A 25,862-nucleotide genomic window follows, 5' to 3' on the forward strand; every position below is an offset into this window, starting at 1 on the left:
GGTGGTGGACACAAACCTTGTATCCACCCGAGAGCCCCTGTGGGAGCGGGCTTGCTCGCGAAGACGGTTGCCCAGCCGACGTCACCACCAACCGGCCCACCGCCATCGCGAGCAAGCTCGCTCCCACAGGTTCCCCTATAACCTGACGCGGCTTATAGTAGTCGGCCTTGTCGTGCCTCCAGGAAGGAGCCCCCATGGCCGAGTCTTCGATCACCCTCGCACGCTTCACTGAAGCCCACATCGCCGGTGTCACCGCGCTCTACAACGACCCGGCGGTCGCCCGTCAGATGTTGCAGATGCCTTTCCAGTCCCCTGAAGTCTGGCGCAAGCGTCTGGGTGGGGATGACGAGCGTCAGGTAAAACTGGTGGCGCTGCATCAAGACCAAGTCATCGGGCATCTGGGGCTGGAGCAGTACTCGCGCATCCGTCGAGCCCATTGCGGCAGCCTCGGCATGGGCGTGGCAGTTGCCTGGCAGGGCAAGGGGGTAGGTTCAATGCTGCTGTCTGCCGCGCTGGAGGTGGCCGACAACTGGATGAACCTGCGCCGGGTCGAGCTGACGGTGTACGCCGACAATGAAGCGGCCATCGGCCTGTACCGCAAGTTCGGTTTCGAAACCGAAGGCCTGCTGCGCGACTACGCCGTGCGTGACGGGCGATGGGTGGATACCCAGGCCATGGCGCGGCTGCGCTGAAGGATCCGTCTGCTCAGGCATGTTGGCATTTGCGTACGCCCGGGTCTTTAACCTGTCATCATCGTGCTTTGCAGCATCCCTTATACAGAGGAACAGCGCATGGACGATGTACAGCAGCTAGGCGAGATGCTTCGTCATTACGCAGACAGCGAAGCGCACAAGAAGCAACAGCACGAGGCGCAATCGGCGGTGTGGGCCGCGCAGATCGAGGCGTTGTACGGGCAGATCGAGCAATGGCTGGCGCCGGTCCTGGCCCCCGGCCTTCTGACGCTGACCCGTGAGGCGTATGTGGCCCACGGGCCGAGTGTTCCGGCAGAAACCTCCGGCTTCAAGACAGAAAAGCTGACACTGTCCATCACTGGCAAGCCGGTGGAATTCATACCCGATGTAATGGGGGCCGGCGGGCAGATTTCCCTGGCGATCATGGGGCTGACAGCAACGCGTTACGGCAGCATCTCGCTGGTTTGCCTGCCGCCTTCGTTGCAGTGGCAATGGCGTCGAACCAACGGGTTGAAGGATCCGGATACTTTTACCTTCGACGCGGACTTTCTCGCGCAGCAATTGCAGAGCCTGATACCCCGCGAGCGCGGCTGAAGGCGGTGGCGAGCAAAGGGCTTGCCCAGTGACTTCTTCCTGTCGGAGCAGGCAAAACCGCGCCCATTGGCTATACCTGTAATTCCCGGCCCCGTTTCGTGTGGCTTACAGGAGTGACAGCATGAAGTTTGCGTCAATGATTGGCACCGTGTGCATGGCCTCGCTTGCCCTGGCGGGTTGCTCCAGCAATATCACCCAACCGGATGAGTACTCCGGCTTTCTGGGTGATTACAGCCGGCTCAAGGAGGAGAAATCGCCGTCGGGGGCCGAAGTGATGCGCTGGGTTGATCCCACGGCAGACCTGAGCAAATACACCAGCCTTTACGTCGAGCCGACACAGCTTTACCCCAAGCCGCAGCCGACCGTGAAGATCCCCCAGGCCACCTTGTCCGGCATTACCGGTTACTACGATCAGGCGCTCAAGCGGGAAGCGGGCAAATCCCTGCCCCTGGCGACCGGCCCTGGGCCCGGAGTACTGGTGATGCGCGCGGCCATCACCGCCGTAAGCAGCAAGACCGAGGGCCTGAAGCCTTATGAAGTGATTCCGATCGCGCTGGTGGCGGCCGCGGTCAGTACCGCCAGCGGTATTCGCGACCAGGAAACCACCTTGGGTACTGAAGCGGTATTCCTCGACGGTGGCAACAATGCAGTGGTCGCCCAGGTGGTGCGCAAGGGCACGGGTAAGCCGTTGTCCAACGAAGCCCAGGTGATGAAGCCCGATGATGTCAAAGGTGTGATCGATGGTTGGGCAGCGGACTTGCATCAGTCGTTTCTGAAGCTCAAGGCTAAATAGCCCACAGGCGTCGCTGTAGGCGCTGGCGAAGCCTGCGATCTTTCGCTCTAGACTCAATTAGCAGGGCAAAGATCGCAGACTCGTTGCACTCGATAGCTCCTACACCGCCAAGCCATGACTTTTTATGTCCAACCATAGGTCGCAGAACCATTTCATGGTTAACTCCGGCCTCACCATTTTCAAACCTGTCAGAAGGAATCCGTTCATGGCTCAAGTCACCCTCAAAGGCAACCCGGTTCAAGTCAACGGCCAGTTGCCACAAGCCGGTTCCAAGGCGCCAGCCTTTTCCCTGGTAGCCGGCAATCTGTCCGACGTTTCCCTGAAGGATTTCGCCGGCAAGCGCAAAGTGCTGAACATTTTCCCAAGCGTCGATACCCCGACCTGCGCCACCTCCGTGCGCAAGTTCAACGCCCAGGCCAACGAACTGAGCAACACCGTGGTGCTGTGCATCTCGGCTGACCTGCCGTTCGCCCAGGCGCGTTTCTGCGGTGCCGAAGGCCTGGAAAATGTCCAGAACCTGTCCACCCTGCGCGGCAGTGAGTTCATCGAGAATTATGGCGTGGCGATTGCTGATGGCCCGCTCAAAGGCTTGACCGCCCGTGCGGTGGTGGTGCTCGACGAAAACGACAACGTGCTGCACAGCGAGCTGGTCAAGGAAATCGCTGAAGAGCCCAACTACGACGCTGCTCTAGCTGTACTGAAATAAAGTATTTATTACAATGGTTAACGGCCTGGCCTTGTCCAGGCCGTTTTCATTTGTGCTTCAAGACCTTAGCCAACTACGCGATAGGTAAGCCCAAGGTAAATTGCCGGTAAAGGCGCTTTGCTAAATACCCGCCAGTGCTTATCGTTCAGCCTCCCGTAAAAGAAGCCCACGCGCCCAATGGTTGATCATTCCATGCAATCCTCTGTTTCCCACAAATCCCGTCGCTGGCTGTTTGGCCTGGTCGTCGTATTGATCGTCGCGGCGCTGGCCTGGAAGTTCTGGCCCGCCGGCACGGACCAAAAGCCCGGAGCAGGGCAAAAAGCGCCTGCTGAACAGGCGGGGCGGTCGGGCGGGATGCGGCCAGGGTTTGGGGGGGCGACAGGGCCGGTACCGGTTCGGGTAGCGCCGGCAGTCACCGGTGATTTTCCGCTTTACTACAAGGCGTTGGGCACCGTCACGGCCCTCAATACCATCAACGTGCGCAGCCGGGTGGGTGGCGAGCTGGTCAAGATCGCCTTTGAAGAAGGGCAAATGGTCAAGGCCGGAGACCTGCTGGCTGAAATCGATCCGCGGCCATACCAGAACGCCTTGCTCCAGGCCGAAGGCACGCTGCTGCAGAATCAGGCCCAACTGAAAAATGCCCAGGTAGACCTCGAGCGTTATCGTGGCCTGTATGCCGAGGACAGCATCGCCAAACAGACCCTCGATACCGCCGCCGCTTTGGTGGGCCAGTACCAGGGCACGGTCAAGACCAACCAGGCGGCAGTCAACGACGCCAAGCTCAATCTGGAGTTCACCAGGATCCGGGCGCCGATCTCCGGTCGGGTCGGTTTGCGGCAACTGGATGTTGGCAATCTGGTGGCCGCCAACGACACTACCGCGCTGGCGGTCATCACCCAGACGCAACCCATCAGCGTCGTGTTTACGCTGCCGGAAACCAACCTTGATACCGTGCTTGCCCGCTATCGCAGCGGGGCGAAGCTGCCAGTGGAAGCCTGGGACCGTAGTGACCTGAAGCTGCAGGCCAGCGGTGTACTGCAAAGCCTGGACAACCAGATCGACATCACCACCGGCACCCTGAAGTTCAAGGCTCGTTACGATAACCGCGACCAGTCGCTGTTCCCCAACCAGTTCGTCAATGTGCATCTGTTGGCCGACACCCTCAAAAATGTAGTCCTGGCGCCGACCGCTGCGATTCAGTTCGGCACCAACGGCACCTTCGTCTACGCCCTGGATGGCGATAAAAAAGTCACCATCAGAAAGCTGAAGATCGGCGCCAGCGACGGCGAACACACCGTAGTCACCGAAGGCCTGGCCGCAGGTGATCGAGTAGTGCTAGAAGGCACCGATCGCCTGAAGGAAGGCAGTGAGGTGGATGTGGTCAACGACAGCCAGGACGTGCCCACCACGCCGACCGAACACCTGCAGGGCAAAACGGCGGCGGCCCCGGCTGAACCGGCCGTGGCCGACAAGGCGAAAAAGGGCGGCGCATGAACCTCTCGCGTCTGTTCATCCTTCGCCCGGTCGCCACCACCCTGAGCATGCTGGCCATCGTGCTGGCCGGTCTGATCGCCTATCGGTTGCTGCCGGTGTCGGCATTGCCCCAGGTCGATTATCCGACCATCCGCGTGATGACCCTGTACCCGGGCGCCAGTCCCGACGTGATGACCAGCGCCGTGACCGCCCCTCTGGAACGGCAGTTCGGGCAGATGCCGGGCCTGACGCAAATGGCGTCCACCAGCTCCGGCGGCGCGTCGGTGATTACCCTGCGTTTCAGCCTCGACATCAACATGGATGTCGCCGAGCAACAGGTGCAGGCGGCGATCAATGCGGCCACCAACCTGCTGCCCAACGATCTGCCGGCCCCTCCGGTGTACAACAAGGTCAACCCGGCCGACACCCCGGTGCTGACCTTGGCGATCACCTCCAAGACCATGTTGCTGCCCAAGCTCAATGACCTAGTGGACACCCGCATGGCGCAGAAAATCGCCCAGATCAGCGGGGTCGGCATGGTTTCGATCGCCGGCGGTCAGCGCCAGGCTGTGCGGATCAAGGTCAATCCCGAGGCCCTGGCAGCCGCAGGTCTGAACCTGGCGGACGTGCGCACCCTGGTCGGCGCCTCCAACGTCAACCAGCCCAAGGGCAACTTCGACGGACCGACCCGGGTCTCGATGCTCGATGCCAACGATCAGTTGACCTCACCCAAGGACTACGCCGAGCTGATCCTCGCCTATGCCAACGGCGCTCCGTTGCGCCTCAAGGATGTCGCGCAGATCGTCGATGGCGCCGAGAATGAACGCCTTGCCGCCTGGGCCAACGAAAATCAGGCCGTGTTATTGAACATCCAGCGCCAGCCGGGGGCCAACGTCATCGAGGTGGTAGACCGGATCAAGGCCTTGCTGCCGAGCATTACCGACAACCTGCCGGCCGGCCTGGACGTTACGGTGCTGACTGACCGCACCCAGACCATTCGCGCTTCGGTCACCGACGTACAGCATGAACTGCTGATCGCCATCGCCCTGGTGGTCATGGTGACGTTCCTGTTCCTGCGTCGGGTCAGTGCCACGATCATTCCGTCGGTGGCTGTACCGTTGTCGCTGATCGGCACGTTCGGCGTGATGTACCTGGCCGGTTTTTCCATCAACAACCTGACGCTGATGGCCCTGACCATTGCCACCGGTTTTGTGGTGGACGATGCCATCGTCATGCTGGAAAACATTGCCCGCTACATCGAGGAGGGCGAAAGCCCCATGCAGGCCGCGCTCAAGGGCGCGAAGCAGATTGGCTTCACTTTGATTTCGCTGACGCTGTCGCTGATCGCGGTGCTGATCCCGTTGCTGTTCATGGCCGACGTGGTTGGGCGCTTGTTCCGCGAGTTCGCCATCACCCTGGCGGTGGCGATCCTGATCTCTCTTGTGGTGTCGCTGACCCTGACGCCGATGATGTGTGCCCGGTTGCTCAAGCGCGAACCCAAAGAGCAGGAGCAGGGGCGTTTCTACCGCGCCAGCGGCGCCTGGATCGACTGGATGATCGCCGCCTACGGTCGCAAGTTGCAGTGGGTGCTCAAGCATCAGCCGCTGACCCTGCTGGTTGCCGTGGGCAGCCTGGTACTGACGGTGGTGTTGTACCTGGCCGTGCCCAAGGGGTTTTTCCCGGTGCAGGACACCGGGGTGATCCAGGGTATTTCCCAGGCGCCACAGTCGATTTCCTTCGCCGCCATGAGCGAGCGCCAACAGCAGCTGGCCAAGGTGATCCTGGCCGACCCTGCGGTGCAGAGCCTGTCTTCCTACATCGGCGTGGACGGTGACAACGCCACGCTCAACAGTGGTCGCTTGCTGATCAATCTCAAGCCCCACAGCGAACGGGATGACAGCGCCACCGAAATCATCGCCCGCTTGCAGCCGCAACTGGACCGGCTGGTGGGCATCCGCCTGTTCATGCAACCGGTGCAGGACCTGACCATCGAAGACCGGGTCAGCCGCACCCAGTACCAGTTCAGCCTGTCTTCGCCGGATGCCGAGTTGCTCAGCCTCTGGAGCGATCGCCTTGTCGAAGCCTTGGCCCGGCAGCCGGAGTTGACCGACGTCGCCAGCGACTTGCAGGACAAAGGTCTGCAGGTCTACCTGGTGATCGACCGCGACGCCGCGTCTCGCCTGGGCGTGTCGGTGGCGGACATCACTGATGCACTGTATGACGCTTTCGGCCAGCGGCAGATTTCCACCATCTACACCCAGGCCAGCCAGTATCGGGTGGTGTTGCAGGCCCAGGCCGGGGAGCGCATCGGGCCGCAGGCGCTGGATCAGATTCACGTCAAGACCACCGATGGTGGCCAGGTGCGGCTGTCGAGTCTGGCCCGCGTCGAGGAGCGTCAGGCCCAGTTGGCCATTGCTCACATCGGCCAGTTCCCGGCGGTGATGATGTCGTTCAACCTGGCGCCCGATGTAGCCCTCGGGCACGCGGTGGACGTGATCGAGAAGGTCCAGCAGGACATTGGCATGCCGGTCGGGGTGCAGACCCAATTCCAGGGCGCGGCCCAGGCGTTCCAGGCCTCGCTGTCGAGTACCTTGCTGCTGATCCTGGCGGCGGTGGTGACCATGTACATCGTGCTCGGCGTTCTGTACGAGAGCTACATCCACCCGATCACGATTCTCTCCACATTGCCCTCGGCGGCCATCGGCGCCTTGCTGGCGCTGATCATCAGCGGCAATGACCTGGGCATGATCGCGATCATCGGCATCATCCTGCTGATCGGCATCGTCAAGAAAAACGCGATCATGATGATCGACTTCGCCCTCGACGCTGAACGCAACCAGGGCATGGACCCGCAGACGGCCATCTACCAGGCCGCGCTGCTGCGTTTCAGGCCGATCCTGATGACCACACTGGCGGCCCTGTTCGGTGCGGTGCCACTGATGCTCGCCACGGGCTCCGGCGCCGAACTGCGCCAGCCTTTGGGGCTGGTGATGGTGGGTGGGTTGTTGGTGAGCCAGGTGCTGACGTTGTTCACCACACCGGTGATTTACCTGTATTTCGACCGCCTGGGGCGCCGCTTTGCCAAGCCTGATGGGGAAGAGGTGCGGGTATGACGGTATCTAGCGGCAAGCTAAAGCCTGTGCACGACTTGCTTTTCTCTTGCAGCTTGCAGCTTGAAGCTTGGAGCTGTCACCCATGAACCTCTCCGGCCCTTTCATCCGTCGCCCCGTAGCGACCATGCTGCTGAGCTTTGCAATCATGCTGCTCGGTGGCGTGAGCTTTGGCTTGCTGCCGGTTGCACCGTTGCCGCAGATGGATTTTCCGGTGATCGTGGTCCAGGCCAACTTGCCGGGGGCCAGCCCCGAGGTGATGGCGTCGACGGTGGCAACGCCGCTTGAGCGTTCCTTTGGCGCCATCGCCGGGGTCAACACCATGAGCAGCCGCTCCAGCCAGGGCTCTACCCGGGTGATCCTGCAATTCGACCTGGACCGCGACATCAACGGCGCGGCGCGGGAAGTGCAGGCGGCCATCAATGCCTCGCGCAACCTGTTGCCCAGCGGCATGCGCAGCATGCCCACGTACAAGAAGGTCAACCCGTCCCAGGCGCCGATCATGGTGCTGTCGCTGACCTCGGATGTGCTGGAGAAGGGCCAGCTCTACGACCTGGCTTCAACCATCCTGTCCCAGAGCCTGTCCCAAGTGTCGGGCGTGGGCGAGGTACAGATTGGTGGCAGTTCCTTGCCGGCGGTGCGCATCGAACTGGAGCCGCAACTGCTCAACCAGTACGGCGTAGCCCTGGATGATGTGCGCAGCGCCATTGCCGACAGCAACGTGCGCCGGCCCAAGGGTTCGGTCGAGGACGCACAGCGCATGTGGCAAATCCAGGCCAACGATCAGTTGGAGAAGGCCAAGGACTACGAAACGCTGATCATCCGTTACCAGGACGGCTCGGTGCTGCGCCTCAAGGACGTAGCAAAAGTCACCGACGGCGTCGAAGACCGCTACAACAGCGGTTTCTTCAACGATGACGCAGCCGTGCTGCTGGTGATCAACCGTCAGGCTGGCGCCAACATCATCGAGACGGTCAATGAGATCAAGAACCAGCTGCCGGCGTTGCAGGCCGTGCTGCCGGCCAGCGTCAAGCTGAACCTGGCCATGGACCGCTCACCGGTGATCAAGGCCACGCTGCACGAGGCGGAAATGACCCTGCTGATTGCCGTGGCCCTGGTGGTGCTGGTGGTGTTCCTGTTCCTGGGCAACTTTCGCGCCTCACTGATCCCGACCCTGGCGGTGCCGGTGTCCCTGGTGGGCACGTTTGCGGTGATGTACCTCTATGGCTTCTCCCTGAACAACCTGTCGTTGATGGCGTTGATCCTCGCCACCGGCCTGGTGGTGGACGACGCCATCGTGGTGCTGGAGAACATTTCCCGGCACATCGACGAAGGCGTACCGCCCATGAAGGCGGCCTACCTGGGCGCCGAAGAGGTGGGCTTTACGCTGCTGTCGATGAACGTCTCACTGGTGGCGGTGTTTCTCTCGATCCTGTTCATGGGCGGGATTATCGAGAGCCTGTTTCGCGAGTTCTCCATCACCCTGGCGGCGGCCATCGTGGTCTCGCTGGTGGTGTCGCTGACCCTCACGCCGATGCTCTGCGCTCGCTGGCTCAAGCCCCACGTGCCGGGGCAGGAGAATCGCTTGCAGCGCTGGAGCCGGCGCCTCAACGAGCGGATGGTCCGTGGTTACGCGCGCAGCCTGGACTGGGTGCTGCGCCATCGGCGCCTGACCTTGCTGAGCCTGCTGGTGACCATAGGGGTGAACATCGCGCTCTACGTGGTGGTGCCGAAAACCTTCATGCCTCAGCAGGACACCGGCCAGTTGATCGGTTTCGTGCGCGGCGACGACGGACTCTCGTTCAACGTCATGCAGCCGAAGATGGAAATCTTTCGTCGCGCCGTGCTGAAGGATGAAGCCGTAGAAAGCGTGGCGGGGTTCATCGGCGGCAACAACGGCACCAACAATGCCTTCATGCTGGTGCGCCTCAAACCGATCAACGAGCGTGGGATCTCCGCGCAGAAAGTCATCGAGCGCTTGCGCAAGGAGATGCCCCTGGTGCCGGGTGGCCGCTTGATGCTGATGGCCGACCAGGATCTGCAGTTTGGTGGTGGACGTGAGCAGACCACCTCGCAGTATTCCTACATCCTGCAGAGCGGTGACCTGGCGTTGCTACGCCAGTGGTACCCCAAAGTCGCGGCGGCCTTCAGGGCCTTGCCGGAGCTGACCGCTATCGACGCTCGCGACGGCGGCGGCGCCCAGCAGATCACGCTCGTGGTGGACCGTGACCAGGCCAAGCGCCTGGGCATCGACATGGACATGGTCACCTCGGTGTTGAACAACGCCTACAGCCAGCGGCAGATATCCACCATCTATGACAGCCTCAACCAGTATCAGGTGGTGATGGAGGTCAACCCCAAGTACGCCCAGGACCCGAGCACCCTCGAGCAGGTCCAGGTCATTACCGCTGACGGCGCGCGGGTGCCCCTGTCGACCATCGCGCATTATGAGAGCAGCCTGGAGGATGATCGGGTCAGCCATGAGGGTCAGTTCGCCTCCGAGGACATATCGTTCGATTTGGCCGAGGGTGTGACGGTGGAGCAGGGCACGGCCGCCATCGAGCGGGCAATTGCCAGGCTCGGGATGCCCGAAGACATCATCGCAAAAATGGCCGGCACCGCCGATGCGTTCGCGGCAACCCAGAAGAGCCAGCCGTTCATGATCCTGGGTGCATTGCTGGCGGTGTACCTGGTGCTGGGTGTGTTGTACGAGAGCTACATTCATCCGCTGACCATCCTGTCCACCTTGCCGTCGGCCGGTGTCGGCGCACTGCTGTCGATCTACTTGTTGGGCGGCGAGTTCAGCCTGATTTCGTTGTTGGGCCTGTTCCTGCTGATTGGCGTGGTGAAGAAAAACGCGATCCTGATGATCGACCTGGCGTTGCAACTGGAGCGCGGCGGGCAGTCGCCGCAGGACTCGATCCGCAACGCCTGCCTGCTGCGCTTGCGGCCGATTCTGATGACTACGCTGGCGGCGATCCTCGGTGCCTTGCCGCTATTGCTTGGCGGTGCCGAAGGCTCGGAGATGCGCCAGCCGCTGGGCCTGACCATCATCGGCGGACTGGTGTTCAGCCAGATCCTGACCCTCTATACCACGCCTGTGGTTTACCTTTATCTCGACAAACTGCGCCATCGCTTCAACCGCTGGCGCGGCGTGCGCACTGATGCTGCCCTGGAAACTCCGCTATGACCGACCGTTCGCTTTTCAATCTTGTCGCACCGCTGGCGACCGCCCGTGGCTCGCGGCTGCTGAGCCTGACGCTGTGCGTGGCGATGCTCAGCGCCTGCGCCATCGGCCCGGATTACCAGCGCCCGGTGGCCGCGGCGCCCGTGCAGTACAAGGAGGCTGAGGGTTGGCGCCAGGCCAATCCTAGCGACGCCCTGGCTCGGGGTGCCTGGTGGGAGTTGTACGGCGATGCCCGGCTCAATGGCCTGGTGGAGAAACTCAACACCTCCAACCAGACCGTGGCCCAGGCCGAAGCCCAGTACCGTCAGGCCCAGGCCTTGGTTCGCAGTGCCCGGGGCGCGTTCTTCCCCTCCGTTGACCTGACCGTCGGCAAGAACCGCTCCAGCCAGGGCACCGGCAGCAGTAATTCGAGCCTGAGCAGTTCGGCCAGTGGCATCCGCGACACCTACAGCGCCCAGGCCGGTGTCAGTTGGGAGGCGGACGTCTGGGGCAAGTTGCGTCGCACTCTGCAAGCCAATGAAGCCAGCGCCGAAGCCAGCTTCGCCGATCTGGCCGCCATGCGCCTGAGCCAGCAATCGGAACTGGTGCAAAACTACCTGCAATTGCGGGTGATCGACGAGCAGAAGCGCTTGTTGCAGACCACCGTGGACAACTATCAGCGTTCGCTGAAGATGACCGAAAACCAATACCGCGCGGGCGTATCCGGCAGGGATGCGGTGGCCCAGGCGCAGACTCAGCTCAAGACTACCCAGGCCGAGTTGATCGACCTGATCTGGCAACGTGCTCAATTCGAAAACGCCATCGCTGTGCTGATCGGCCTGCCGCCGGCCGAATTCAGCCTGGCAGAAACCCAGGACATCCCGACCCTTCCGCAAATCCCCGTGGCGCTACCCTCGCAGTTGCTTGAGCGCCGGCCGGACATTGCCTCGGCGGAGCGTTCGGTGATGGCCGCCAACGCCAACATCGGCGTGGCCAAGGCCGCCTATTACCCGGACCTGACCCTGAGCTTGAGCGGCGGTTACAGCAGCAGTACCTACGATAACTGGGTGAGTGTGCCGAATCGCTTCTGGTCGGTGGGACCGCAGCTGGCGATGACGCTGTTCGATGGCGGCCAGCGTTCGGCGGAAGTCGACCGCACCGTTGCGGCCTACGACCAGACGGTCGCCACCTATCGCCAGACGGTGCTCGACGGTTTTCGCGAAGTGGAAAACTACATGATCCAGCTCAAAGTCCTGGAAGACGAAGCCCGCGTGCGCCAGGAGGCCCTGGATGCCGCCCGCGAATCCTTGCGCCTGACCCAGAACCAGTACAGGGCAGGGCTGATCGCCTACCTGGATGTCGTCACGGTCCAGGCCACCGCGCTGAGTAATGAACGCAGTGTGCTGACCTTGCAGCAGAGCCGGTTGATCGCGAGTGTGCAACTGATCGCCGCATTGGGTGGTGGGTGGGATGGGCAGATGCAGGTGAGTGAGAACCCCGATTGAGTCGGCAACGCTGTCTTTTTAAGGGACAAAGATGAATGTGTGGCGAGGGAGCTTGCTCCCGCTTGAGTGCGAAGCACTCATAAAAATGGGGCCGCTACGCAGCCCAGCGGGAGCAAGCTCCCTCGCCACAGGGTGGATTTTCATTGCAGGCAGCCAGGTCCCGCTTTTGGCCGATGCACTGTCTACGACCCGGTGCGTTGACTTGTTATAGTTCAGGCCTCTTTTTCAGCCGGTAAAGGATCACTGCCATGTCGCAATACCAAGCGTTCACCGTCGAACTTGCAGACAATATCGCCCATGTGCAGATCAATCGACCGGACAAGATCAATGCAATGAACGCCGCGTTCTGGAGCGAGATCGTCGAAATCTTCCAATGGATCGACGACACCGACGAAGCGCGCGTGGTGGTATTGAGCGGGGCCGGCAAACACTTCTCCTCGGGCATCGACCTGATGATGCTGGCCGCCGTGGCCAATGAGCTGGGCAAGGACGTGGGCCGCAACGCACGCCTGTTGCGCCGCAAGATCCTGCAACTGCAAGCCTCGTTCAACGCCGTGGACAACTGTCGCAAACCGGTGCTTGCAGCGATCCAGGGTTATTGCCTGGGCGGCGCCATCGACCTGATTTCAGCCTGCGACATGCGATATGCCGCCGAGGATGCGCAGTTCTCCATCAAGGAAATCGATATCGGCATGGCGGCCGATGTTGGCACATTGCAACGCTTGCCCCGGATCATCGGGGACGGCATGCTGCGTGAACTCGCTTATACGGGGCGTACCTTTGGTGCCGACGAAGCGCGCAGCATCGGCCTGGTCAATCGTGTCTACAGTGATACCGCCAGCCTGCTTGACGGTGTCATGGGCATCGCTCGAGAAATCGCCGCCAAGTCGCCGATCGCCGTGACCGGTACCAAGGAAATGATCAGCTACATGCGCGACCACCGCATCGACGACGGGCTGGAATACGTCGCCACCTGGAACGCCGCCATGCTGCAATCGACCGACCTGCGCGTGGCCATGGCCGCCCATATGAGCAAACAGAAACCTGAATTTCAGGATTGATTGATCATGATTTCACGCTGGACCACCGCAGTACTCGATACCGATCTCCCGGGGGGCTGGGCCGTGGCCCGCAGCCCGGAAGGCTTTCTGTTCGATGACAACGGCGCGCTGTTTCCCCGCGACTGGCTCAAGCGCCAGGACCTGTCGATCCTCGCCGAGCATGGCATTGGCCACCTGGATGGCGAGCCGGTCTATCTGCTGGAACTGCACAGCTCACAGGACATCCCCGGCTGTAACTGGAAGGGGCTGCGGGCGTTCATGCTCGAGGATGACCACACCCTGTACAAGGTCCTGGGCTATGCCGCGCAGATCGGCACCTGGGCTCGGGAGTGCCGTTTCTGTGGCAGCTGCGGCAAGCGCATGGGCCAGATTGCCCGGGAACGGGCGATGTATTGCGATGCCTGCGACTTGCGGCATTACCCGCGAATCTCACCAAGCATGATCGTGCTGATCACCCGTGGCGATGAAGTCCTGCTGGCCCGTTCGCCTCGCTTCGTCACGGGTGTCTACAGCACGCTGGCCGGGTTCGCCGAGCCAGGTGAGTCCGCCGAGGATTGCCTGGTTCGTGAGGTGCGCGAAGAAGTCAGCATCGAGGTGAAGAACATTCAGTATGTCGGCAGTCAATGCTGGCCGTTTCCCCATTCGATGATGCTCGGCTTCCACGCCGAATATGCCGGTGGCGACATCGTCAGGCAGGAAGATGAAATCGAAGATGCCCAGTGGTTCAACGTGCACAACCTGCCGCCGCTGCCGGCCTCGCGTTCCATCGCCCGCTACCTGATCGACCTCTATGTGGCGCGGCGCTTAGGCCACGCTGAACCAGTGCTGCCAGGCTAGACGCACGGTCAAGCCCAGTACCACGGTGATAAATACAGGTCGGATGAATTTCGCGCCGCCGGTGATGGCGGTGCGCGCGCCGAAGAATGCCCCTACCATCACCGACAGCCCCATGCTCAGGCCGATGATCCACTCCACTTGCCCCGAAAAAATGAACACCGACAGCGCCGCGATGTTGCTGACGAAATTCATGCTGCGGGCCACACCACTGGCCTTGACCAGATCGATGGGATAGAGCAGCAGGCTGCTGACAGTCCAGAATGCACCCGTCCCAGGACCGGCCACGCCGTCGTAGAAGCCCAGGCTGAACCCCTGGGGCGCTTGCCAGGTCTTCTTGATCGGCGCATCGCTGTCCAGCGGCGCCTTGGGCGTGCCACCGAACAACAGGTACAGGCCACAGGCGAAGACGATCACCGGCAGCATCTTGTTCAGCCACTCGGCGGGCAGGTAATGGGCGACGATGGCGCCGGCCAAGGCACCGACCAGCGTGCCGACGAGGGCATGGGTCCACTGCCTTGGATGGAACAGCTTGCGCTTGTAGAACGTGAAACTGGCCGTGGCCGAACCAAAGGTCGAGCTGAGTTTGTTGGTGCCCAGGACCAGATGGGGAGGCAAGCCGGCGGTCAGCAGGGCCGGGGTGGTCAACAGGCCACCTCCGCCGGCAATGGCATCGATGAAACCGGCAATGAATGCGACGACGATCAGGATAGCGAGGGTGGTAAGGTCAACGCTGAGTTCGAAAGGCATGAAATGGGCTTATTTGGCAGGGCGCAGGTGACTGCGGGGAAGGCCGGTATGTTACCCATAAATGGGGCAGGGCTGCGACTGCCTCCATGGGTCCCTGAAGTCTCCGTGGCGAGGGAGCTGGCTCCGCTGGGTTGCGACGCAGGCCCAGAAGCCTTCGCACACCTATGTGGTTGTCGGGCGGAAGCTGGCCTTTGGACGAATTTTTTTTGAAATCAAGGGGTTGTCAGCCTAGGCAAATGAGTACATAATTGCGCCCATCGAACGCACTGGGACGTAAAAAATCTCAATGTTTTCAAGGAGATAGAGCTTCGTAAGCGTCTTGTTTCCTGATCAGGTTTGTACGCGGTTGATGTAGCTTTCTTGCATCAAACGTCTTGAGGCCGAATAGCAAAATGGTTATGCAGTGGATTGCAAATCCACCTACGCCGGTTCGATTCCGACTTCGGCCTCCACTTTAAAACAGCTCCGTAGATCCATGATTTACGGAGCTTTTTTATTTTCGGAGCAGCGACAGGTTTTGTCTTGAAAAGGACAGAAGCTACCTTGCTTCGCCGGGAAGGGATGTATATATTCCCCCCTCTTGCTGCACCAGCCTCGACTGGCATATCTGCTCCACGCTGATGTCCATAAGGTTGACCGCGCTACCGCCCGAATGGCGAAACTGGTAGACGCATGGGACTTAAAATCCCCCGCTCGTAAGGGCGTGCCGGTTCGATTCCGGCTTCGGGCACCATGAATATCAAGGGCTTGCATGACATACCTCATGCAAGCCCTTTTTTTTCCGAACATACTGCCTCCAATCAGGGCCGCTCCTACAATGGCGCCCATAAAATCGCTTCTTCCCAGGCTCATGCCGGTTCCCTATCGATTCACATTGAAGTGCGCACAGGGCGCGCGAACATAGCATTGAAAATACGCTGACCATAGAGGCCGACGGCCAGGCCGAGTACGATCAGGACCACCGCCAGTACTTTGCTCACCGGCACACTTTCGTTGAACACCACTACCGAGCCGAGCATGCCGAAGATCGGCACCAGCAGAGAGAGCGGCGCCACTGTGGAGACCGGATAGGTTTTGAGCAGCGAGTTCCAGATCCAGTAAGCGAACAGCGTATTGGGATAGACCTGGAACAGGATCGACAACACGGCAGTCGTGTTCACCTGACTGACAAGCGCGGTGTAGCCGGCGCTGCCGTTCACCGCGTAATCGAGGGCGAACAGCGGAATCGGTGCAAACGCACTGGACCAGACCAGAAAGCCGAAGACATCCTTGGTGCTGGCCTTCTTGTTGATGATGTTGGCAACGCTCCAAGACGCCGCGCCCACCAGTACCAGCAATACGCCGGTCAGGCTCACCGAACCGTCACTGATCTTGATGATGCACAACAGCCCCGCGAGGGCGATCAACATTCCCAGCACCTGGAAGCGGGTCAGCGCTTCCTTGACCACCCAACCGCCGAGCAGGATGGTGAAGAACGCGCTGAATTGCAGCACCAGCGACGCGATGCCCGCCGACAGCCCGGCCTTGATACCCAGATTGACCACGCCCCACAGACCAATGCCGAACACCAGGCCATAGCCGATGATGTAGCGCCACGGCACTTCGGGTTTACGGATGAAGAAAATCGCCGGTAACGCACAGAGACTGAAGCGGATACCCGCCAGGATGAACGGGTCGACGGTGGCCAGTCCCAGTTTGATCACAGAGAAATTCACACCCCAGATTGCCGTTATCAATACAGCCAACACTACGTGCAGTGGTTTCATGGATTATTTGCCTTGATGAAGGAGGTCGGTGTCACGCCGCGGAGGTTCAATTCGTACGTCGCCAACGTCAGCCTGTCATTAACCATGGTGCGGATTTCGCCCTGTTCGATCACGTCGAGCGTCATGTCCTCGGGTACGCCGAACATCACCGTGGCGGCGCTGCAGGTTGCCGGTGACAGCTCCTGTGGCACCGACGCGCGGAACGCCGAATCGTTGGAAAGTTACTTGGAAGTCAGTCCCAGGTAGAACCAGTACAGCAGGGCGACTGCGCTGATAGCGGCACCCAATATACAAACGGCGACCCAGCCAAAGTGTGCATAAGTATAAGTAGCGGCTATTGCACCCAGACCACTGCCCACCGAATAGAAGCACATGTAAGCGGCCACCAGTCGGCTTTGTGCATCGGGTCGTGCGGCAAAGATCAGGCTCTGATTGGTGACATGGACGGCTTGCACGGCGAAATCCAATAGCACCACACCTACCGCCATGGCGAACAATGAGTGTTCAACGAACGCCGTAGGCAGCCAGGACAAGGTCAACAGTGCCAACGCGACGCCCGTGGTGCGATTGCCGAGCCCTTGGTCGGCGAGCCGTCCGGCCCGTGCCGCTGCCAGCGCACCGGCCACACCGGCGAGTCCGAACAAACCAATCTGCGTGTGTGTCAGCGACAACGGCGGCGCGCTGAGTGGCAGTACCATCGACGTCCACAACACACTGAACGCGGCGAAGATCAGCAGGGCGAAGGTGCCCCGGACACGCAATGTGCGCTCGGTCAGGTACAACTGGAACACCGATCGCAGTAATTGCCAGTAGCCGCCTTTCGCCGGTGGCGTGGTGGAGGCAGGCATGGTGCGCATCAGCACCAGTGCCATGCCGATCATCAGGGCGGCTGAGACAAAATAAACACCGCGCCAGCCGGCCAGATCAGCCACTGCACCGGAGACGAAACGGGCCAGCAGAATTCCCAGCACCACGCCACTGGTCACGGTGCCGACGGCTTCGCCACGCTGCTCGGGACTCGCCAGCGAAGCGGCGTAGGCAACCACCACTTGCACCACGACCGCCATCATGCCCACCAGCACCATCGCGCCGAGCAACATGCCCCAATCCTGCGACACGCCAACTGCGCATAGGGCCAGAGCCGACAGCAGCATTTGTGTAAGGATAAGTTTCTTGCGATTGAGCAAATCACCCAGCGGAACGATGAACAACAATCCGACAGCATAACCGGCTTGTGTCGCGGTCACTACGACACCAATCGTGCCCGACGAAACCGACAGGCTGGCAGCCATCGACTCCAGCAAAGGCTGGGCGAAGTAGACGTTTGCGACCGCCATGGCGCAGGTAATTGCAAAAAGAAAAGTCTGATAGCGACTGAGCTTGGAGGTGTCCCGGGTTTGGGGTGCTCGCGTGTGCCCACCGCTGTATTTTTCGGCTTCGATGTCCATCTTTACCGGGGCATGAGACTTGAGCGGCATCACTCCTTCCTTGGAATATGTGGTTTCGAAAGGAAACCGATTCGTTGATTTCTATCAAATGAAGTTGTTAAATGCAACCAAATTTATAAAACATTTTCGTCTGACGTTAGAAACTTTCCCCCCCTTCCTACTGACTCGCCTCCAGGAGACCCATGGCCAGACAGGAATTACTGGCGCAGAGCGAATGCCCGGTCGCTCGCACGCTTGAAGCGATCGGAGATCGCTGGGTATTAATGATTATTCGCGACGCGTTCGACGACGTTCGCCGCTTCAGTGAGTTTCAGAAACGTCTTGGTCTCGCCAAGAACATCCTCACGGTCAAGCTCAAAATGCTCGTCGAGTTGGGCGTATTCAACATCCAGCCGGCATCCGACGGCAGTGCCTACAAAGAATATGTGCTGACTGAAATGGGGCGCGCGGTGTTTCCCATCGTCGTCAGCATGCGCCAGTGGGGGGAGCGCTACTTGTTCAACACAGGGGAGAGCTATTCAGTGCTGCTCGACAATGAATTGTCGGAGCCGGTAGAAACCATCGCCGTACGTTCCAAGGCGGGCAAGGTGTTAACCCCGGCCGATTGTCATCGACGGGTCGTCAAGCGCTGGGGTTGACGCGAGTCGAAACGACTGGTCGACAGCAACGGATCGCCGATCAAGTGGTCCGAGGCGCCGAAGAGTTGGCTGAATCGAACGAAGACCTGACCGACCATCTAAAATCAAGGGTTTGCGAGCGAAAGCTAATGCAAACCCTTGTTTGTTTCTGCTCCGTGAAACCATCTTATCCAAGCTGCGCTCACAACCTGCGCCGAAATGCCTCGAGAATCTCCCGCGTGCCCTTTTTCATTTGCAGTTGCGCGATAGCGTCCAGCGGATGCCAGAGGCAGTCGCTGATTTCATTCTGTGGCCGGGCGGTCTTTGAATCGGTGACCGCGGCTTCGAACACGTGGTGTTCGGTTTCACCGTCGCTGATGCGCATCAGATAAAGCAGGTTGTGCGCGTCCAGCCCGGTCTCTTCTGCCAACTCGCGTAGTGCCGCCCCAGCATGGGTTTCGCCGCGCTCAACGGTTCCACCAGGCAATGTCCAGCGGCTGTTTGCCTTGCGCACGAGCAAGATGTGGCGATCTTCCTCGCAGATGACGGTCGCTCGAATTTTCATGGCCTTGCTCAATCCGTGACTGTCATTAAATTGAAATATAAATGCAATATTTGAGCCCGATGTCATACGGACTGTCCACTACAGTTTTTACCGGGGCCTCTCTGTACGACCGCGCCAATCGTCGAAAGACTGAACTTCATTTCATCCCCGCACTCGCTATGTGTCTGGACTGGGCATTGGACCGATCATCGCCTCGACTGAATCAGCTTGGAAAAAACGTATCCATGTTGGGTGGATAGCCAACCTCGGGTAGAGGGGAAGTGAGCAGACATGACCACGGTTGAAGACTTCAAAATCAAATCCCACGAGCTTCTCGTGGAACTGGACGCGGCCACTTCAGAAATGATGGCGCTCGTCGACGCACATCAAACGAGCGGGGTGATTTGGGAGCAGGCCGTCCAGCGCCAGCATGACGCTTATGAACGGTGGGTCGCCTATCTGAATGAGCGTGGATAGACGCAAGTTCGGGCGGGGGGACGCGATGGCAGATTCTTTGAACGGACCGTCAGGGGGTGTGCCTAAACCATAGACCTTAAGAGGATTGGACCATGTCTGAACTAGCCAGCTATTTCTGGATCGGCGTTGTGGTGCTTTTGCTGCTTGTGGATCTGTGGGCGATCATCAGTGTCTTTCGCAGTGACAAGACTGTCGGGACCAAGGCGGGATGGGCGCTGTTGTTGATCATCTTGCCTGTGGTGGGCCTGGTCATCTGGGGCGTTGCCGGCCCTCGCGGTGTGAAGGAAGGCCCGTCGTCGCCAGAGCACAGCAAAGGTTAGGGACCCTTCATTGGTTTTTCCAGCGCCCACCGGTGGTTTCGCAATCTTTCTGTGCTTGCGCCAGTTGCTCGGTGTTGTAGTAGTACCGGGTGACTTGCGCATCGTCAGGGATGTTGGCTGACTCGCCGCCACGGTCCTTGCTGGTTGAGTGCGGATTGGCCAGGGATTCCTGAGTCAGCCGGGCCTGGCACGTCGCTACATAGCCTTGGGCGCAACGTTCGACCTGGTTCTTTTCAGTGCTCAGTGCACCTTTGCTTTCGTTGCTGCACGACCAGCCAATCGCCTCGGCTGGCACGCCTTTGTATTCGTAACAACTATGGGTTTCGATCTTCGGTATCGCTTGGCTCTGGGACCGAGTGATTACATCGCAGCCTTGCGCCATGGCGACGGCAGGGCAGGCACAGGCGATCAACAGCAGGATTCTGGCGTACATGGTGTTCTCCCTCTAGCGGCTTTGCTCCGATACATATCCATATCGAGGCGCAAAGAACGCCAGCGTTCCATCGGTTTTCCAACCGGTAGAGCGTGGGGAAGAGCCTGTGCAGCGCAATGCGTTAGCGGAACTTGGGCAATGGTCGCTCGGCGGGCTTGAGGGACGTCAGCGCGCTCTGGATAGAGGGGGCGTCTTTTTCGATGTCATTGAGACGATCCCGGATGCGCACGGCGGTAGGGTGTCCGCCCTGGTGGTCGACCCAGTCAGCGATTTCTTTGCAGGCTGCCGCCAATCGCGCCTGACGCGATTCCAGCAAGGTGAGCACGGTGGTGATGGACTCTTTTTCAGACATGTCGCACCTCCATTGAGTGTGTATAGGGCAGCACAAAACCCGCCAGCAGCGGGTTGTACCGATAATTAAGCGTAGTTGAGTTATTTCGGGTCTGGCGAAGAAAACGGCGCACGGCCGGACGGCCGGTGCGCCAAAGAGGGGTTGCGGACTCAGCCTGACTCTTTTACCCAGGCCGGCGCGACACTGGCTCGCCAGCGCACGTCGGTAATACCGTATTTTTCTGCCAGTGGTTTTGACACCCGCTTGACCTTTTCCCTCCCGAATTTGGGGATGCGCCCGACACCCGCGTCGCAACTGGCCCAATGCCAGGCTTCGGAATTGTTCATCACTTCTGCACGAATGATGAATGACTTGGGCTCGCCATGGAGCATGTAGTCGATGATGTAAAGCGATGGCCCGCCCATAAATCCTCCCTAATTAGTTCTATACGGATGGATGCAGAGGCGGGCGGAAAATTCCATCGGATCTCCAGACGGTCAAAATCGGGGGGGGCGCGGCGAGGCTCGCGGTCGGGAACCAAACCCGGTTAACCTTCTCCAAGCTGGGCTTGGGCACCAAGGGCCATGGATCGTAGGCGAGTCAGTGCGATCACCATAAAAGGCACACAATGAAAATCTTCGCCAGGGTGTTGTCTCTCGTAGCCCTTGCCAGCGCTTTGCTGGGATGCATTGGCGCTCCCATCGAGCTGACTGCGCAGACCGAACAGCGCCTTCGCACGCTGCCGCCGATCCGCTTTCTGCTGACGTTCGATGACGGGCCCAGCGCATCATCTTTCTGGAACCCGAGCATGGGCGTGCTCGATGCCCTGGCGCAAAACCCGGTGCAGCCGGGGATCAAGGCGGTATTTTTTGTGCAGACTCGAGCGTCGCGGGCCGGTGGCAGTGATATCGGGCGTTCGGTGATGCGTCGTGAACAGCAGGAAGGGCATGTGCTGGGCTTTCATACCGCGACCTCCGGGCACAGCAACCACCGGTTCCTCAGCCCAGATGAACTGGAACAGTCGCTGCTCAATGGGAGCGCCGACATTGCCGCCATCACGGGGGCAGCTCCCAGCCTGGTGAGGCCGCCGTTCTGGAGCTTCGACACCCGCACCTTCGCGGCCTACCGGCGCCATGGCCTGCACATGTTGCTCACTGATCTGAGTGCCAACGACGGCAAAGTCTGGGGCATCACGGCGAGTCCGAGACGGCGAATCAACCTAATACGTCAGCTCAGCGAAGTGCGTGAACGTATCGCCGGCGGGCAGATACCTGCCGTTGACGGGGTCATTCCGGTGGTAGTGACCTTTCATGATCTCAATCGCTACACCGCACGACACGCCCGGGAGTACCTGCAGATTCTGATCGACGCTGCCCAGGCGACTGGGGTGAAGACCGACACCAAGCCATTTTATGACGACCGTCAGGCGCTCGAGCGAGCAGCGCTGGCTCGCACCGTCAAAGACGGCACCGAGCCGGTGCAATTGCCTGGGTTGTGGAACAGGTTGTGGGGTTCTGGCTCACCCTGACGGGCATGTCGCACCCGGGAAATTGCGACGCCCGGTTGATGCCCTGATGCCAACTGAGTGTAAGGTAAGGGGCGTACCTTAGGTTTATCTAGCAGGAGGTAACTATGAGTGCTGCGATGCTAACGAAACTGCACATCAACGGTTATGACGTACTCAGTGTGAACAGCGGCCCATGGCGGGTCTGCACCCAAGTGGACCGGCTTGGTTCCTTTGCTTCCCGTGAGGAAGCGCTGGCTTACGCGGCGGCGTTGCCGGTACGCAGAAACCGAAGCGAGCGATCGGCTAACACTAAATAGCAGCGCTAGAAGGTCGTGTTCGTAGGTCAGAGTTGGCTGCACGCGCGCAACCCCCGGAGGATGCTGCGCACGCAGCCAACTCGCCCCAGTGGTTCAGGTATTGGCCAGTTCCAGCGGGATCTCCAGAGTGAACAAGGCCCCTTGACCAGGCCCATCGCTCTGGGCGTAGAGACGACCATTCATTTCAACTGCGGCCAGAGCACAGCTGTGCAAACCAAAGCCATGGCCGTCCTTGCGGGTCGTGAACCCGTGGTTAAAGATTCGAGCCTGGTTCTGCGGCGCAATACCTTCGCCTCGATCCTTGACGCTGAGGCGTAACGTACTCTCAGCGACGATCTGGATCCCTAGCGTCATTTCCCGCGGATGTCCGGAAACATTCGACATTGCGAATTTGGCGTTGCTGATCAGGTTGATCAGGATCAGCAGCAACCTGTGCTTGTCTCCCAGGATGGTGGGGATGTCCTGAAAATCCTTGATGACCGTGACATGGTGCCGGCTCAGCGCACCTGCGTTCATGCGTAACGCATCTTCGAACAGATCCCTGACATTGAGCGGCTCGATCAATCTCGCGGCGCCAGCGTAGGTTTGTTGGGTGGCGACGATTTCCTTGATGTGGTCAATGCTCTTGGTCAGTTGTGCCAGCTCGTCAATGAGCAGGCCCTGTTCGGCATTGATGGACTCGACCAGCTCATTGAAATAACGAGGCAACAATTTGCCTTTTTCATCCAGGGTGATGAAACGGCCCAAATCTTCGGAATGCTCATTCATCATTTTTACCGCTTTGCCCAGACCGAGCGTCTTGCTGTTTTTCAACTTGCGGGTCACCAGGTCCGCCGAAATATTCACGCTGTTGAGAACGTTCCCCACGTTATGCAACACGTTGGTCGCGATCTCGGCCATTCCCGCCATTCGCGCCGCCTCCACCAGCTCACGTTCGGCCTGTATCAGCTCGCGAGTGCGATCTTCCACCCGTTCTTCCAGCCGTTCGTTGGAGAATTGCAGTTCCTGGTTGATCTGAGTGATGAGCGCGGAACTGCGAACCAACCGCGCAGCAAGGTAGATCATCAAAATGGCCATGAGGCCGGCGCATACAGCCAGATAGATGTGATATTGGCGTTCGGTCTCGGCGGTCCTGCGTTGGGTTTCGTTCAACAGCTCGTTAATACTGTCGAGCTCTTGGGCGACCGGGATAACACTGATGCGGTCAATGAGGTCATTGACGATCGGTTGTTCCTGGATAATGGATTCGACATGTTGTGTCAGCGTGCTAAAGGACGGCTGGTAGGACGGGGGCAGTTGGGCGATGTATTGCTCCAGCGCATTGAGCTGGCTCCTTACTTCTTCGGCCTTGTCCGAGGTGACATACAGGGCGTACTCAAGCGTTGTCAGAGTCAGGTCAAGGACACTGGAGGCAATCTCTAGGCGGTTTATCGGAGTGTCGGCATCCATCTCCCTGAGCCGTGTCTGGATGTCGTCCTCGGCAAGTGGCAGCGCATCCAGAGCGGTGCGTAAGCGGGTGTTGTGTTGCTGGAACTGCTCCACCAGCAGGCTTTTGTTCTTCACCGCCTCCACATAACCCTGGCGCCTGGACGCCCAAAGGGCCGCCAAAGGGCCAGAATTGTTGAGCTGCTCCAATTGCTCCCATCGACTGGCCGCTTCAGGTGGCGGGGTCAGCGACAGGTTGTTATTGATGCCGATCTTCTTTCGCAGGATTTTGACGTTCCAGTTGGCGTCGGATTGTTTGAGTTGGCGGATGAAGTCCCGGGATTCGAAATAGGTGGAGGCGTCGTAGGTGTAGGATTTGACTAAAAAGAATATCAAGGCCGAAAACACAGCAAGCGCGACAGCCAACAAGGCGGGCCATTTATATTTTTTGATGAGAGTGGTCACACGGTCCTCCCGTCAAGGCTATTGGCCGGGCAGATCGGTGAGTTCCCAAGATAAGGCAGGATTGCGCAGCATGGGACGATGGGTGGGGTGTTTGTTTGGTGTTGTATAGGTGGCGTGGGTCTGCTTTTGCCTGGGTGCACGTCGAGCTCCCTGCTAACGATGGCGTGGTACGTCAATGACGTGAGTGTAGCGCTAAGGAGGCGGGGCGATGGGGGAGGCTGGCGGCGGGCGCAGATTAAGTCGGCCGCCACAATGGCGGCCGACTTTTGGCTTGGTCTATTACAACGGTCACAGCTCAGGAATGAACCGGATAATCCACATATCCACGCTGGTCGCCACCAAAGAATGTGCTCGGATCCGGCGCATTGAGTGACAACCCTTCGCGAATTCGCCGTGGCAGATCAGGATTGGCCAGAAACGGCCTGCCGAACGCGATGATGTCCGCGCGGCCGTCGATCAGCGCCTGTTCTGCCGTCTTTGGATCGTAGCCGCCGGCGATCATCAGTACGCCGTCCCAGGCTGCACGCAACTGACCGATAATGGCATCCCAGCGCGGATCGAAGTTCTCATCTTTTACAGTGCCGACGACGGCGGGCTCGACGAGGTGCAGGTAGGCCAAGTTCCAGTGGTTCAACGAACGCACGATATGGCCGAATGTAGCCTCAGGGGTTTCATCACCCATGCCCATGAAGCGCCCCATGGGTGTCAGACGCACGCCCACGCGTTCTGGACCGACCTCATCGACTACGGCAGCCACCACTTCCAGTAACAGGCGAGCACGATTTTCCAGGCTGCCGCCGTAACGGTCAGTGCGCTGGTTACTGTTACTGTTGATAAATTGATCCAGCAGATAACCATTGCCCGCGTGAATTTCCACACCATCCATTCCGGCGTTCATCGCATTGCGTGCAGCCTTGCGGTAGTCGCTGATAATGCCGGCGAGCTCCGAGGTTTGCAGCGCTCGTGGCACCGGCACATCACCCCAGACGCCGTGACCATCGGTATCGACAATGAACGTCTTGCCAGGTACGGGTAATGCACTCGGGGCAACCGGCAGCGCGTTGTCGGGCTGAAAACTGGGGTGCGATACGCGGCCCACATGCCAAAGCTGCATGAAGATCAAACCACCCGCCTCATGCACGGCGTCGCTGACTTCGCCCCAGGCCTGCACCTGTTCATCGCTGTAGATGCCCGGCGTCCAGGCATAACCCTGGCCCTGTCGGGATATTTGCGTCGCTTCGGTGATGATCAAGGCGGCGCTTGCACGTTGGCGGTAGTACTCGGCATTCATCGCTGTCGGAGTGTCGCCCGGTTGCCCGGCGCGAGAGCGTGTCAGCGGTGCCATCGCCACACGGTGGGCAAGTGTGTACGGACCTAATGCGATGGGACGAAACAGATGTGGCGTCATGGTGTTCTCCAATAATCGAAAAGTGCAGGCAGGGTGGCGTCTGACCTGGGCCAGGCACTGGCTGTACTTAAGTTAAACGGCGCGATGACGCCTGATAATCCACACACTTCGCCACGCTGC

Annotated in this window: 24 protein-coding genes and 2 tRNA genes; 16 read left to right on the forward strand and 10 right to left on the reverse strand. The window is 59.8% G+C overall.

Translation table 11 applies throughout. The features are described 5' to 3' along the window. The first annotated feature begins 194 nt into the window (after positions 1-194). The 10 genes from GKKCFE_RS10415 (at position 195) to nudC (ending at position 13,937) form a co-directional block, all read left to right on the forward strand. Positions 195-692: a GNAT family N-acetyltransferase gene (locus GKKCFE_RS10415; protein ID WP_310663172.1), complete on the forward strand. Its 498-nt coding sequence runs from the start codon at positions 195-197 to the stop codon at positions 690-692. Between the two features lie 99 nt (positions 693-791). Beyond that, positions 792-1,286 (forward strand): hypothetical protein, encoded by a 495-nt coding sequence (locus tag GKKCFE_RS10420; RefSeq protein ID WP_139050390.1) that lies wholly within the window; start codon positions 792-794, stop codon positions 1,284-1,286. Positions 1,287-1,407: 121 nt separating this feature from the next. Beyond that, positions 1,408-2,079, forward strand: a complete 672-nt coding sequence (locus GKKCFE_RS10425; RefSeq protein WP_139050389.1) for a DUF3313 domain-containing protein — start codon at positions 1,408-1,410, stop codon at positions 2,077-2,079. A 205-nt stretch (positions 2,080-2,284) separates the two neighbouring features. Further along, positions 2,285-2,785: a thiol peroxidase gene (tpx, locus tag GKKCFE_RS10430; protein WP_047226605.1), complete on the forward strand. Its 501-nt coding sequence runs from the start codon at positions 2,285-2,287 to the stop codon at positions 2,783-2,785. Between the two features lie 177 nt (positions 2,786-2,962). Further along, complete coding sequence (locus tag GKKCFE_RS10435; protein WP_047226604.1) at positions 2,963-4,279, forward strand: MdtA/MuxA family multidrug efflux RND transporter periplasmic adaptor subunit; 1,317 nt, start codon at positions 2,963-2,965, stop codon at positions 4,277-4,279. Then, positions 4,276-7,371 carry an MdtB/MuxB family multidrug efflux RND transporter permease subunit gene (locus GKKCFE_RS10440; RefSeq protein ID WP_139050387.1) on the forward strand — a complete coding sequence of 1,032 codons (3,096 nt, stop codon included), beginning with the start codon at positions 4,276-4,278 and terminating at the stop codon, positions 7,369-7,371. Before GKKCFE_RS10435 ends, GKKCFE_RS10440 begins: the two co-directional genes overlap by 4 nt. 82 nt (positions 7,372-7,453) lie before the next feature. Then, entirely contained in the window at positions 7,454-10,558 is a 3,105-nt protein-coding gene (locus GKKCFE_RS10445; RefSeq protein ID WP_310663173.1) for an efflux RND transporter permease subunit, read from the forward strand. Next, positions 10,555-12,039: an efflux transporter outer membrane subunit gene (locus GKKCFE_RS10450; RefSeq protein ID WP_047226601.1), complete on the forward strand. Its 1,485-nt coding sequence runs from the start codon at positions 10,555-10,557 to the stop codon at positions 12,037-12,039. The genes GKKCFE_RS10445 and GKKCFE_RS10450 overlap by 4 nt, the downstream gene beginning before the upstream one ends. A gap of 248 nt (positions 12,040-12,287) precedes the next feature. After that, a complete protein-coding gene (locus tag GKKCFE_RS10455) occupies positions 12,288-13,100 on the forward strand; it encodes a crotonase/enoyl-CoA hydratase family protein (protein ID WP_047226600.1) in 813 nt (270 codons plus the stop codon). 6 nt (positions 13,101-13,106) lie between these two features. Further along, positions 13,107-13,937 carry an NAD(+) diphosphatase gene (gene nudC / locus GKKCFE_RS10460; RefSeq protein WP_139050386.1) on the forward strand — a complete coding sequence of 277 codons (831 nt, stop codon included), beginning with the start codon at positions 13,107-13,109 and terminating at the stop codon, positions 13,935-13,937. Here the strand turns inward: nudC and GKKCFE_RS10465 are convergent. After that, positions 13,905-14,684 (reverse strand): TSUP family transporter, encoded by a 780-nt coding sequence (locus GKKCFE_RS10465; RefSeq protein ID WP_139050385.1) that lies wholly within the window; start codon positions 14,682-14,684, stop codon positions 13,905-13,907. The two genes, nudC and GKKCFE_RS10465, sit on opposite strands and share 33 nt — an antisense overlap. Before the next feature lie 378 nt (positions 14,685-15,062). Between GKKCFE_RS10465 and GKKCFE_RS10470 the strand changes: the two genes are divergently transcribed. Continuing rightward, a tRNA-Cys gene (locus GKKCFE_RS10470) sits at positions 15,063-15,136 on the forward strand. Positions 15,137-15,330: 194 nt separating this feature from the next. Then, positions 15,331-15,417, forward strand: a tRNA-Leu gene (locus GKKCFE_RS10475). Positions 15,418-15,553: 136 nt separating this feature from the next. Here the strand turns inward: GKKCFE_RS10475 and GKKCFE_RS10480 are convergent. The 3 genes from GKKCFE_RS10480 to GKKCFE_RS10490 are packed head-to-tail and all read right to left on the reverse strand — an operon-like array spanning position 15,554 to position 17,928. Then, positions 15,554-16,450: an EamA family transporter gene (locus GKKCFE_RS10480; RefSeq protein ID WP_316913012.1), complete on the reverse strand. Its 897-nt coding sequence runs from the start codon at positions 16,448-16,450 to the stop codon at positions 15,554-15,556. After that, positions 16,447-16,641, reverse strand: a complete 195-nt coding sequence (locus GKKCFE_RS10485; RefSeq protein WP_257220788.1) for a hypothetical protein — start codon at positions 16,639-16,641, stop codon at positions 16,447-16,449. The genes GKKCFE_RS10480 and GKKCFE_RS10485 overlap by 4 nt, the downstream gene beginning before the upstream one ends. A 30-nt stretch (positions 16,642-16,671) precedes the next feature. Continuing rightward, complete coding sequence (locus GKKCFE_RS10490; RefSeq protein ID WP_139050383.1) at positions 16,672-17,928, reverse strand: MFS transporter; 1,257 nt, start codon at positions 17,926-17,928, stop codon at positions 16,672-16,674. A 152-nt stretch (positions 17,929-18,080) separates the two neighbouring features. On the opposite strand from GKKCFE_RS10490, the gene GKKCFE_RS10495 reads away from it, so the two are divergent. After that, positions 18,081-18,536, forward strand: coding sequence for a winged helix-turn-helix transcriptional regulator (locus GKKCFE_RS10495; RefSeq protein WP_139050382.1), 456 nt, complete (start codon positions 18,081-18,083; stop codon positions 18,534-18,536). A gap of 181 nt (positions 18,537-18,717) precedes the next feature. Here GKKCFE_RS10495 and GKKCFE_RS10500 read toward each other — a convergent pair whose 3' ends face one another. Next, complete coding sequence (locus tag GKKCFE_RS10500) at positions 18,718-19,080, reverse strand: NUDIX hydrolase (RefSeq protein ID WP_047226597.1); 363 nt, start codon at positions 19,078-19,080, stop codon at positions 18,718-18,720. A 270-nt stretch (positions 19,081-19,350) separates the two neighbouring features. On the opposite strand from GKKCFE_RS10500, the gene GKKCFE_RS10505 reads away from it, so the two are divergent. Together GKKCFE_RS10505 and GKKCFE_RS10510 are read left to right on the forward strand one after the other, a co-directional pair. Then, positions 19,351-19,536, forward strand: a complete 186-nt coding sequence (locus GKKCFE_RS10505; RefSeq protein ID WP_047226596.1) for a hypothetical protein — start codon at positions 19,351-19,353, stop codon at positions 19,534-19,536. Between the two features lie 92 nt (positions 19,537-19,628). After that, the gene (locus tag GKKCFE_RS10510; protein WP_092397840.1) at positions 19,629-19,856 is read left to right on the forward strand and encodes a PLD nuclease N-terminal domain-containing protein; all 228 of its coding nucleotides are present in this window, start codon (positions 19,629-19,631) and stop codon (positions 19,854-19,856) included. A gap of 7 nt (positions 19,857-19,863) precedes the next feature. Here GKKCFE_RS10510 and GKKCFE_RS10515 read toward each other — a convergent pair whose 3' ends face one another. From GKKCFE_RS10515 to GKKCFE_RS10525, 3 genes are all read right to left on the reverse strand, one after another. Then, positions 19,864-20,289, reverse strand: a complete 426-nt coding sequence (locus GKKCFE_RS10515) for a hypothetical protein (protein WP_047226594.1) — start codon at positions 20,287-20,289, stop codon at positions 19,864-19,866. 121 nt (positions 20,290-20,410) lie between these two features. Beyond that, positions 20,411-20,641, reverse strand: coding sequence for a hypothetical protein (locus GKKCFE_RS10520; protein ID WP_047226593.1), 231 nt, complete (start codon positions 20,639-20,641; stop codon positions 20,411-20,413). A gap of 149 nt (positions 20,642-20,790) precedes the next feature. After that, the gene (locus tag GKKCFE_RS10525) at positions 20,791-21,045 is read right to left on the reverse strand and encodes a DUF6555 family protein (protein WP_047226592.1); all 255 of its coding nucleotides are present in this window, start codon (positions 21,043-21,045) and stop codon (positions 20,791-20,793) included. A gap of 203 nt (positions 21,046-21,248) precedes the next feature. Between GKKCFE_RS10525 and GKKCFE_RS10530 the strand changes: the two genes are divergently transcribed. Then, the gene (locus tag GKKCFE_RS10530; protein ID WP_188251672.1) at positions 21,249-22,148 is read left to right on the forward strand and encodes a polysaccharide deacetylase family protein; all 900 of its coding nucleotides are present in this window, start codon (positions 21,249-21,251) and stop codon (positions 22,146-22,148) included. A gap of 389 nt (positions 22,149-22,537) precedes the next feature. On the opposite strand, the gene GKKCFE_RS10535 is transcribed toward GKKCFE_RS10530, so the two are convergent. After that, a complete protein-coding gene (locus tag GKKCFE_RS10535) occupies positions 22,538-24,334 on the reverse strand; it encodes a DAHL domain-containing protein (RefSeq protein ID WP_445577815.1) in 1,797 nt (598 codons plus the stop codon). A gap of 295 nt (positions 24,335-24,629) precedes the next feature. Continuing rightward, positions 24,630-25,742, reverse strand: coding sequence for an alkene reductase (locus GKKCFE_RS10540; RefSeq protein WP_047226588.1), 1,113 nt, complete (start codon positions 25,740-25,742; stop codon positions 24,630-24,632). Positions 25,743-25,862: the final 120 nt, after the last annotated feature.

This window comes from Pseudomonas sp. E141 (assembly GCF_052659885.1).